The sequence below is a fragment of the Janthinobacterium sp. BJB426 genome (assembly GCF_002735705.1).
In the GTDB taxonomy this organism is placed as follows: domain Bacteria; phylum Pseudomonadota; class Gammaproteobacteria; order Burkholderiales; family Burkholderiaceae_D; genus Janthinobacterium.
This window is the reverse complement of sequence record NZ_PDZL01000019.1, coordinates 87,312-97,290: the sequence shown is the minus strand read 5'-3', so window position 1 is coordinate 97,290 and position 9,979 is coordinate 87,312. Positions and strand designations below refer to the sequence as shown.

General features: G+C 60.9%; 10 protein-coding genes and 3 tRNA genes. 12 read left to right on the top strand and 1 reads right to left on the bottom strand.

Annotation, left to right across the window (positions count from 1 at the left end; genetic code table 11):
• Positions 1-246: 246 nt before the first annotated feature.
• The 11 genes from CSQ93_RS23770 (at position 247) to aqpZ (ending at position 7,533) form a co-directional block, all read left to right on the top strand.
• Positions 247-1,323, top strand: coding sequence for a DUF5694 domain-containing protein (locus CSQ93_RS23770; protein ID WP_099380166.1), 1,077 nt, complete (start codon positions 247-249; stop codon positions 1,321-1,323).
• A gap of 241 nt (positions 1,324-1,564) precedes the next feature.
• A tRNA-Glu gene (locus CSQ93_RS23765) sits at positions 1,565-1,640 on the top strand.
• 124 nt (positions 1,641-1,764) lie between these two features.
• Positions 1,765-1,840, top strand: a tRNA-Glu gene (locus tag CSQ93_RS23760).
• Positions 1,841-1,897: 57 nt separating this feature from the next.
• Positions 1,898-1,973: transfer RNA gene (locus CSQ93_RS23755), tRNA-Glu, on the top strand.
• A gap of 94 nt (positions 1,974-2,067) precedes the next feature.
• Positions 2,068-3,237 (top strand): elongation factor P maturation arginine rhamnosyltransferase EarP, encoded by a 1,170-nt coding sequence (gene earP, locus CSQ93_RS23750; RefSeq protein ID WP_099380165.1) that lies wholly within the window; start codon positions 2,068-2,070, stop codon positions 3,235-3,237.
• Positions 3,238-3,372: 135 nt separating this feature from the next.
• On the top strand, positions 3,373-3,948 hold the full coding sequence (locus tag CSQ93_RS23745; protein WP_034758247.1) for an elongation factor P: 576 nt from the start codon (positions 3,373-3,375) through the stop codon (positions 3,946-3,948).
• 157 nt (positions 3,949-4,105) lie between these two features.
• Complete coding sequence (locus CSQ93_RS23740; RefSeq protein WP_233516323.1) at positions 4,106-5,242, top strand: amidase family protein; 1,137 nt, start codon at positions 4,106-4,108, stop codon at positions 5,240-5,242.
• A gap of 29 nt (positions 5,243-5,271) precedes the next feature.
• On the top strand, positions 5,272-5,682 hold the full coding sequence (locus tag CSQ93_RS23735) for a hypothetical protein (RefSeq protein WP_099380164.1): 411 nt from the start codon (positions 5,272-5,274) through the stop codon (positions 5,680-5,682).
• Positions 5,683-5,747: 65 nt separating this feature from the next.
• On the top strand, positions 5,748-6,206 hold the full coding sequence (locus CSQ93_RS23730) for an Ivy family c-type lysozyme inhibitor (protein ID WP_158301342.1): 459 nt from the start codon (positions 5,748-5,750) through the stop codon (positions 6,204-6,206).
• The gene (locus CSQ93_RS23725) at positions 6,206-6,616 is read left to right on the top strand and encodes a GNAT family N-acetyltransferase (RefSeq protein ID WP_099380162.1); all 411 of its coding nucleotides are present in this window, start codon (positions 6,206-6,208) and stop codon (positions 6,614-6,616) included. Before CSQ93_RS23730 ends, CSQ93_RS23725 begins: the two co-directional genes overlap by 1 nt.
• A gap of 227 nt (positions 6,617-6,843) precedes the next feature.
• Positions 6,844-7,533, top strand: a complete 690-nt coding sequence (aqpZ, locus tag CSQ93_RS23720; protein ID WP_034778070.1) for an aquaporin Z — start codon at positions 6,844-6,846, stop codon at positions 7,531-7,533.
• A gap of 42 nt (positions 7,534-7,575) precedes the next feature.
• On the opposite strand, the gene CSQ93_RS23715 is transcribed toward aqpZ, so the two are convergent.
• On the bottom strand, positions 7,576-8,406 hold the full coding sequence (locus tag CSQ93_RS23715) for an AraC family transcriptional regulator (RefSeq protein ID WP_099380161.1): 831 nt from the start codon (positions 8,404-8,406) through the stop codon (positions 7,576-7,578).
• 126 nt (positions 8,407-8,532) lie between these two features.
• Between CSQ93_RS23715 and CSQ93_RS23710 the strand changes: the two genes are divergently transcribed.
• The gene (locus CSQ93_RS23710) at positions 8,533-9,774 is read left to right on the top strand and encodes an MFS transporter (protein ID WP_099380160.1); all 1,242 of its coding nucleotides are present in this window, start codon (positions 8,533-8,535) and stop codon (positions 9,772-9,774) included.
• The last annotated feature ends 205 nt before the right edge of the window (positions 9,775-9,979 follow it).

Here is a 9,979-nt window from a genome sequence, read left to right as displayed (position 1 = left end):
GCGACAGGCGCGACTCTCATCGTGGCGCGGAGATCCATCTCCAACCAGACGCCGGATAGATTTAAGCAAGCCTACTCACATCATACAAAATCAGCTTGCAAAAAGGAGGGTGACCATAGATTTTTTTGTGCCTATTGGTTGCATGGATATAACTGACAGTGATTTGCGGAGTGGTTACATTTAGCTGGCGGCTTGATTTCATCAGGCCTGCGAATAAAACATGGACCATTACATTGAGGAGACAGGATGCATCGCGTACTTGCCAGTTTTTTTCTTGCCGCCGTTATTCACGTTCCCGTGCACGCGGATGCGCCGCCTGAGGCGAGATTTGACCCCGGTGCGCTGAAGTTGCAAAAGGGCCCGTCCAATGACGTGCTGGTGCTCGGCTCGCCCCATTTATCGCAGTTGCCGAAATCGTTTGATCTGTCTCAATTGAGCTTGCTTAACGAGCGCCTGGCGGGCTGGCGGCCGGACGCGATCGCGATCGAGGCACTTTCCGGCTTGCAGTGCGCTTTCTTGCGTGCTTATCCGCAGCGCTATGACGATACGGTGAAAACCTATTGCTATGACACTTCCGTCGCGCGGGCTGCCACGGGGCTGGATGTAATCGCAGCCACGGCCCAGGCGGAGCGCTTGCTGGCCGCCTGGCCGGCGGCGCCGTCCGCCGCGCAGCGGCGAACATTGGCTTCCCTGTTCCTGGCGGGTGGCGAGCGTGCATCGGCGCTGGTGCAATGGCTGCGCCTGCCCGTCGAGGAGCGGCGCGCCGGTGACGGCATTAGCGAGCCCTTGGCTGCAGACCTCAATTCCCTGCTGGGGCAGCGCAACGAGAGCTATCAGATTGCTGCCGTGCTGGCGGCGAAGGGCGGGCACGAGCGGGTGCATGGTATGGATGACCATACGTCTGATATGCCTGTTGGTGATGTGAAGGCTTATGCCAAGGCGATCAGGGCGGCCTGGGGTAATCCCTTTTCGGCGGAGCGCAAGCGCATCCACGCCGGGTTCGAGGGGCAATTCAATACGCCGGCCGGTGTGCTGGCGATGTATCGCGCCTATAACGGACGGGTAGAGGCGGACCTGGCCTTCCGCGGCGATTTTGGCGCGGCGCTCGAAGAGCCTTCGCCGCAGCGGTATGGCCGCAACTACGTCGCCTCCTGGGAGGTGCGCAACTTGCGCATGGCATCGAACATCCGCGAGATCATGATGGCGCGCCCGGGCATGCGCACGCTGGTTATCGTCGGCGCATCCCACAAGGGCTACCTGGAAGCGTATCTGAATCAGATGCATGACGTGCGCATCGTCAGTGCGGACGATATCTTGCGTTAAGGAATGCTTTTGCCGCGCCGGAAGGTTGGCGCGGTTTTTCCTGCATGCCTGGCGTGCTGTTGCTTTGCATATCTTCCGGCCATCATCTTGTTTCCATAGGGAAGGGGATGCAAAAAGGTGGAAAATAAGAAGGCCAGCAGTTGATTTCGTGAATCGCTTCGTGTTAAACTTCGCGCACGCTTTTTTGAGGGGCTAAGCAAAGCCTCCAACGAAGAGTCCGCTGGGAGTAAAGCCAGCACAGGTCCCCATCGTCTAGAGGCCTAGGACATCACCCTTTCACGGTGAGTACAGGGGTTCGAATCCCCTTGGGGACGCCAGGATTTAGTTGTAAAGTAAGAGCGCAGTGCTGAATGGGCCTGACAAGTCAGGCTTTTTTTGTTTCTGCCATATTGCTGCAGTACCGGGTCAGGATGCAAAGTAGTGCATTCAGGACAGATTTCTGTCCCCATCGTCTAGAGGCCTAGGACATCACCCTTTCACGGTGAGTACAGGGGTTCGAATCCCCTTGGGGACGCCAGATTCGCAAGCAGTAACAGGTCGGGGTGCGGAATAATGCATCTTGGACAGATTTTCTGTCCCCATCGTCTAGAGGCCTAGGACATCACCCTTTCACGGTGAGTACAGGGGTTCGAATCCCCTTGGGGACGCCAGACCGGCTGAATCAGCCAACAAAAAGCCGCCTGGTAACAGTGCGGCTTTTTTGTTATGGGTCGCCATGCCAACGTTTTTCTCTTTCCCTTGCATATGCCATTACCCACCGATCGTGCAGCATCTCTGGCCATCTTCTGCAAAGTCGTCGACAACTACGGCGATATCGGTATTTGCTGGCGCCTTGCGCGGCAGTTGAACGGCGAGCACGGCGTGGTCGTTACCCTGTGGGTCGATGATTTATCCAGTTTCCAGCGCATCTGTCCTGAAGTCGATGCGGCGGCCGAAGCGCAGCACGTCTCCGGCGTCACGGTGCGTCACTGGCGCGGCCAGGATGGCGTGTTTGCGCCCGCCGATATCGCCGACATCGTCATCGAGTTTTTCGCCTGCGACATCCCGCCCGGCTATATCAGCGCCATGGCGCAGTGCGCCCCGCATCCCGTGTGGCTGAACCTGGAAGGCTTGACGGCGGAAGAGTGGGTCGAGGGCTGCCATGCGCTGACGTCGCCGCGCCACGGCATGATCAAGCATTTCTTCTTCCCTGGCTTTACGGATAAAACGGGCGGACTGCTGCGCGAAGCGGCGCTGGAGGAGCAAAGGCTGGCGTTCCAGGCCGATGGGGATGCCATGGCGGCATTCCTCGGCCGATTCGGCATCACGGAGGCGGAAATGCGCGCCTTGAAAGTTTCGCTGTTCTGCTACCCGTCCGCTCCCGTCGCCGAGCTGTTTGCGGCCTGGCAGGCTGGCAGCGAACCCATCACGTGCCTGGTGCCGGAAGGCGTCGCGTTCGATGCCGTTCAGGCGTTTATCGGCGACGATGCGGCGAAGGCCGGCGCGGCGCGCACGCGCGGCGCGCTCACCGTGCGCGTGCTGCCGTTCGTGCCGCAAGACGATTACGACCGTCTGCTGTGGGCTTGCGACGTCAATCTCGTGCGCGGCGAAGATTCCTTCGTGCGCGCGCAATGGGCCGGCCAGCCGTTTCTCTGGCATATCTACGTGCAGGATGAAAACTTGCATCACGTGAAATTGCGCGCCTTCCTGCAGCGCTATGCGATGGATGCCGACGGTGCCATCGACAGTCTGGTGCAAGCGGCGCTGGCCTGGAATGGCGCCAGCGCGGATGTCTCGCCATGGGCGCAGCTGTGGCCCGCATTGCAGGCCGATCTGCCGCGCATCCGGGCGCGCGCGCAGGCCTGGCAGCGGCAGATGCAGGCTAATGGCGATCTGGCAAGTAAGCTGCTGGCGTTCGCTGGCGCGACGAGATAGGCGCTTGCCAAAAATTAAGGTAAAATGCCCGGTTATTTCTAACGTATTTTTAACCGATCAAACGCAAGCTTGCGGCGCCGATGGCGCACAGGCGGCAGATGGTCTTCATGCAACCCACTTTTTACGTACATTCCTATGAAACCCGCAAAAGAAATTCGTGTTGGCAATATCATCATGGTCGACAGCAAGCCAATGATCGTGTTGCGTTCTGATGTCAACGGTTCGAGCCGCACGGGCTTCACCTACAAATGGAAGATGAAAAATCTTCTGACGAACACCCCGATGGAAAACGTGTTCCGCGGCGACGACAAGTTCGACGTTGTTGTTCTGGATAAAAAGCCAGTGACGTACTCGTACTTCGCCGACCCGCTGTTCGTGTTCATGGACACCGAGTACAACCAGTACGAAATCGAAGAAGAAAACCTGGGCGAAGCGCTGAACTACCTGAAAGATGGCATGGAATGCGAAGCCATTTTCTACGACGGCAAAGCTATCTCCGTTGAACTGCCTACGACCATCGCCCGTCAAGTGGTGTACTCGGAGCCAGCGGTCAAGGGCAACACGTCGGGCAACGTCCTGAAAGAAGCCAAGATCGAAAACGCCATCGACGCACATCGCCACACCGTGCAAGTGCCGCTGTTCGTGGCACAGGACGACGTCATCGAAATCGACACCCGTACCAACGAATACAAGCGTGTCGTACGCAACTGATTTGCCCCAGTGCCGAATCATCAAAAAACGCTGCCTTCGGGCAGCGTTTTTTTTGCTTAAAAAATAATTCCCTTCAACAACAATTGTGTTGCAAGGACTGCTATGCTATGGCTAGAACATTATTGCGGCAGAAACATTGAAGTTTCCTGGAGATACCATGCAGCGCAGTCAGATGTTACGCGGTGGCGCGTCGCGTCCCGTATTGGCCCGTGCCACGGCGCCCGCCAGCCCCATGGCCCATCTGCTCGATGCGGGCGTCTTGCCGCAACAGCAGATGATGCAGGCAGGCAAACTCAGTTCCCATGCGCTGACGTCGCAGTACCTGGGGCGCATCCGCTCCCTGTGCAGCATCGGCGCGCGCGCCTATCCTGGCATTGAAATCAATCCCGATGCGTTGAAAATTGCCCTGGAGATGGACCGCGAGCGCCAGGTGCACAAGGTGCGCGGCCCCTTGCACGGCATTCCCGTCGTCTTGCGCGACAATATCGCCACGGGCGACCGCATGAAGACGCGCACGCAGTCGCCGCTGGCCACGCATGCCAGCTGCGATTCCTTTGTGGCGGCGCGCCTGCGCGCGGCCGGCGCCGTCATCATCGGCAAAAGCAATTTGCGCCAGTGGGCCGCCGTCAGCGTGCCGCATGCCAGTGCCAACTGGGCCGGGCTGACCATCCTGGCCGTCGACAGCGCGGCGGACGGCTCCATCGTCGCGCCTGCTTCAAACTGCGGCCTGGTCGCCATCAAGCCCACGGGCAGGACTGCCGCGGGGCAGGGCGGTGAGCCAGCCACGGCCGGACCGATGGCGCCCAGCGTGCGCGAGGCGGCCTGGCTGCTCGCAGCCTTGAGCGGCGAGCGCCTGGCCGATGGCGTGGTGCTCGATACGGCCGGCTTGCATGGGCGCCGCATCGGCGTGGCGCGCAGCCTGTTCGGCCTGTGCGCCGGCACCGACGCCGTGATCGGGCAGGCGTTGCTGGCGTTGCGCGAACAGGGCGCGGAATTGATCGAGATGCCGCCCGCACCCGAACCTGGCGGTATCGAAGCGTTGCTGGGCTCGCACGGACTCGACGCGCTGGTGGGACCCACCTGCCATGGCGGGGCGCAGGCGCCGTCGGCCTTGCCGCATATCACGGTGCCGGCCGGCGTGGCAGGGGGCTTGCCGGTCGGCTTGTCCTTCATCGGCCCGGCCCACGGCGACATGCAACTTATTGCAATGGCGTATGCCTATGAGCAGGCGACCTTGCACCGGCGCACGCCCGCGCTGCCGTCGAGCATTACCCTGGCGCTGCGCCTGCCATGATGATTCTTTTCGTTTTCTTTCGATAAACTATGCTTGCAACCTTGCTGCTGACTGTGGCCTTGACCGCCATCCCGACTCCTTTTGATGCCGCGCAATTGTCTGGCAGCTGGTCCGACAGCGTGAATACGAATAGTGTTTGCGAAGAAGCGCGGCACTTTACGCGCATGCAACTGTCTGACGATCATCAGCGGCTGGCGATCTTCAGTGACCGGACGTGGAAAAGCAAGCTGGGTGAAACCAACCGCTTTGCCGCGACCGTGGTGGCGGAAACGGAGCGTAGCCTGACTTTGCGCTATGACAATGAAACCCGCCTCAATGCCGCTGGCAAACTGGTGGAATGGCAATTGATCATCGTCGCGCCCGGCGTGTACCGCTGGCGCGAGACGGGATGGCCGGAAGGCAAGGTCAACGGAGTAGTCGGCATCCGTTGCTCTCCCTGAGGCCGCTGCGCAAGCATGCCATTCTGCTATGCTGCAGCCATTATTGGATGCTTTTAGGAGATTGCATGTCCGCACGTTTGCTCTTACCCCTGTTCCTGGGCGCCGCCGTGGCGCTGGCCGCCATGCCGGCGCAAGCGCGTACGCCCAAACTGTCGCTGATCGAGCAGGCGCAAAGCTGCGACGGCGGCCATACCTGCCCGTATTTCCCCGACGTCTACAAGGCGGACTATGCCTTTCGCAAGGCTTTCAATATCGGCCTGAAAAAGGCTGGCCTGAAGCGGCAGCGCTGGGTGCCCGATGGCGTGGCCAGCCCGCTCAAGCCCGTCGAGATCGACGGCAAGGCGCGCCTGCTGAGCAGTGTCTGCGAGCCGCACAATTGCGGCCACCACTACACCATTTTGTACGATCCGGCCGAGCGCAGCATGACGGGCGTGTACATGGGCAGCGATGGCAAGGGCGGCTTGCGCACCGTGTACTTCGGCGAGCCCAGCATCGCCGAAGCCGACCTGCTGTTCAAGAACTGATGCACGCGCCACTGCGTATTTCCAGCGTGCGCGACGAGCTGGACGTGCCCCTGATCCACCGCTACCTGAGCGAGCAGTCGTACTGGAAGCGCGGTGTGGCGCTGGAAACGGTGCGCAAGGGGATTGCCAACGCGCTGTGTTTCGGTGGTTATGTCGATGGCCAACAAGTGGCGTTCGCCAGGGTCATCACCGATTACACGGATTTTGCCTACCTGCGCGACGTGTTTGTCCTGCCGCCATACCAGGGACACGGCTATGGCAAGCAGATGGTGGCCGCCGTGCTCGGCGATGATCGCTTGCGCGAGGTCACCTGGATGCTGGGGACCGATGATGCGCATGGCCTATATGCGGGCTTTGGTTTTGCGCCATTGGAGGCGCCACACAAATACATGCGCCGCCCTGCGCCTTAATGATTGATAAAATAATAGTTGATTCCAAGAAAACCATTAATATTGTTGCATGAGATTAATGTTGCCTTGATAATGACAATATGTCATTATGCGCGCTGTGCTGCGATTGCGTAGCCGTACTTTGCTGGTGTTTGCCTTGCCATCACCATGCGGTGAGGGCGAGCTCAATGAGCGGTCTGACTGGTCGTCCCCTGGTACGTTTTCTCGACTATTTAAAGGAATACATCATGAAACAATATGGCGCCGAGTTTCTCGGCACGTTCTGGCTGGTTCTGGGCGGTTGCGGCAGCGCCGTGCTGGCCGCCGCTTTTCCCGGCCTCGGTATCGGCTTTGCCGGCGTGGCGCTGGCATTTGGCCTGACGGTGCTGACCATGGCCTACGCCATCGGCCACATCTCGGGCTGCCACCTGAACCCAGCCGTGTCGATCGGCCTGTGGGCCGGCGGCCGCTTCCCCGCCAATCAACTGTTGCCATACATCATCGCGCAAGTGCTGGGCGCCATCGTGGCCGGCGGCGTGCTGTACGTGATCGCCAGCGGCCAGGCCGGTTTCGATGTCAGCAAGGGCTTTGCCTCGAACGGCTTCGGCGCCCACTCGCCGGGCGGTTATTCGATGCTGTCGGCCCTGGTCATTGAAATCGTGCTGACGATGTTCTTCCTGATCGTCATCCTGGGCGCCACCGACAAGCGCGCGCCGGCCGGCTTTGCCCCGCTGCCGATCGGCCTGGCGCTGACCCTGATCCACCTGATCAGCATTCCCGTCACGAATACTTCCGTCAACCCGGCCCGCAGCACGGGCGTGGCCCTGTACGTGGGCGACTGGGCCACGAGCCAGTTGTGGCTGTTCTGGCTGGCACCGATCATCGGTGCCTTGCTGGGCGCGCTGGCCTACCGCTTGATTGCGGGCGAAAAAGAGTAAGTTTTAATATGTAAAAAGCAGCCTGCGGGCTGCTTTTTCCGTTTAATCGGCGGCGCGCCACTCGCTCAGGTAGTGTTGCGGCGTGCGGCCCAGGATACGGCGGAACATGGCGCTGAAGGCGCTGGGGCTGGCGTAACCCAGCGCATAGGCGATGGCCGCCACGCCTTCGCCCCGGTCCAGGCGGCAGAAGGCCTCGGCCAGGTGGACTTGCTGCAGCCATTGGCGGTAATGCAAGCCCGTTTCCTTGGGGAATAAACGGATCAAGGTGCGCGCGCTGGCGCCCGCATCCTGCGCCCACTCCTCGATGCTGCGCCGGCTGCCGGGCGCTTCCATGATGGCAGAGCAGACGGCCACCAGGCGCCGGTCGCGCGGCCAGGGGATGGCGAGGGGCACGGTATCGGCCACCGCCAGTTCCGACAGGATCAGGTGCGCCAGCCAGTCGCCGCGTCCCGCCAGCGCATATTCGATCGGTTCGGCCAGCAAGGCCAGGATCAGCTCGCGCAATAGCCGGCTCACTTCCAGTACCTTGCAATCGGGGCCATATTGGGCCGCCACCTGCGCATCGATGTACACGGTGCGCATGCTCAGTTCGCTCAAGATGTGGACTTCGTGCACGACGCCCACGGGGATCAGCAGGGCGCGCCGCGGCGGCAGGATCCACACGCCGTGCCCGGTGGAGACGCGCATCACGCCTTCCGTCGCATACAGCAGTTGCGCCCGCACATGGCTGTGCGGCGCCGTGTAGTCGCCCGCCGCATATTGTCTGGACATGGCCGTCACGGGGCGCGGCACGTGCTGGTAATCGTGCGAGCTGGTGCTGCGGCTGAACGGCACGCCATCGGGATGGGTCTGGGCGGGTTGCTGGGTGTACATGTGGGGCGTTGGCTTGTCTCTTGGTTGTCACTTGGGCGACGATTATTGGAAGTTATCAGTTCAGCGACCATACTATACTGGCTTCTTTGCCGGGCCGCCGCCGTGCCCGATTATTGCGGATGACACATGCACACAACTACACCTGCCCCAGCATTGGCCACGCCCGTGCCGGCGGCTCCCTCGCTTCAAAGTTCCCAACAACAATCCGGTCTGGCCATGCACATCCTGGGCGCTGTCGCCTTCGTGCATTTGCTCAATGACTTGATCCAGGCATTATTGCCGTCGATTTATCCGATGCTGAAAGCCGAGTTTTCACTCAGTTTTACCCAGGTCGGCCTCATTACCCTGACGTTCCAGTGCACGGCATCGTTGCTGCAGCCGTGGATCGGCTTGTACACGGACCGCCGTCCGCTGCCATTCCTGTTGCCAGTCGGCATGTGCTTTACCCTGGCCGGCGTGCTGATGTTGTCCATCGTCTCGACCTTCCCGACCCTGCTGATCGCCGCTGGCCTGATCGGCGTCGGTTCCTCGACCTTTCACCCGGAGGCGTCGCGCGTGGCGCGCATGGCGTCCGGCGGACGCTACGGCTTTGCCCAGTCGCTGTTCCAGGTGGGCGGCAATGTCGGCTCCGCCCTGGGCCCCCTGCTGGCGGCGGCCGTCATCGTGAACCGTGGCCACGGCAATGTCGCCTGGTTCAGCCTGCTGGCCGTGCTGGCCATCGGCGTGCTGTACAAGGTCAGCCACTGGTATAGCGGCCACCTGGCCAGCTTCAAGCCGAAGACGGGCGGCCATGGCCCTAACTTGTCGCGCAACAAGGTGATTGGCGCGCTGGGTGTGCTGGCTCTGCTGGTGTTCTCGAAGTACATCTACATGGCCAGCCTGTCGAGCTATTACACGTTTTATTTGATCGACAAATTTCACCTGTCGCTCGGCGATGCCCAGTTGTATCTGTTCCTCTTCCTCGCCGCGGTGGCGGCCGGCACCTTCATGGGCGGCCCCATCGGCGACCGCATCGGCCGCAAGCGCGTGATCTGGATTTCCATCCTGGGCGCCGCGCCATTTACCCTGCTACTGCCGTACGTCGACCTGTTCTGGACGGCCGTCTTGACGGTGATCATCGGTTTCGTGATTTCGTCCGCCTTTTCCGCTATCGTCGTCTTTGCGCAGGAACTGGTGCCGGGCAAGGTGGGCATGATCGCGGGCATCTTCTTTGGCCTGATGTTCGGCGTCTCGGGCATCGCGGCCGCCGCGATGGGCCACCTGGCCGACGTGTCGGGCATCGCCTATGTGTATAAAATCTGCTCCTACCTGCCGCTGCTGGGCATCCTGACGGTACTGCTGCCGCATATCGAGCAGGCGAAAAAGTAGGCCCGCGTCGCGGGAGGGCTTGACTGCCCGCCCGTGCGCATGCGATATTCTCACCATGATCTCTTCCATCCTCCATCCAGTCCTTGCATACCGCGCCGCCGCTGCGCTGTGTCCGTGTACCTGGCTTCGCGAGGATGCGGCCCTGCGCCGTTAAACTTTTACTCCTCATCCCGATGGCCACAGTGTTGAAAAACCTGTGGCCATT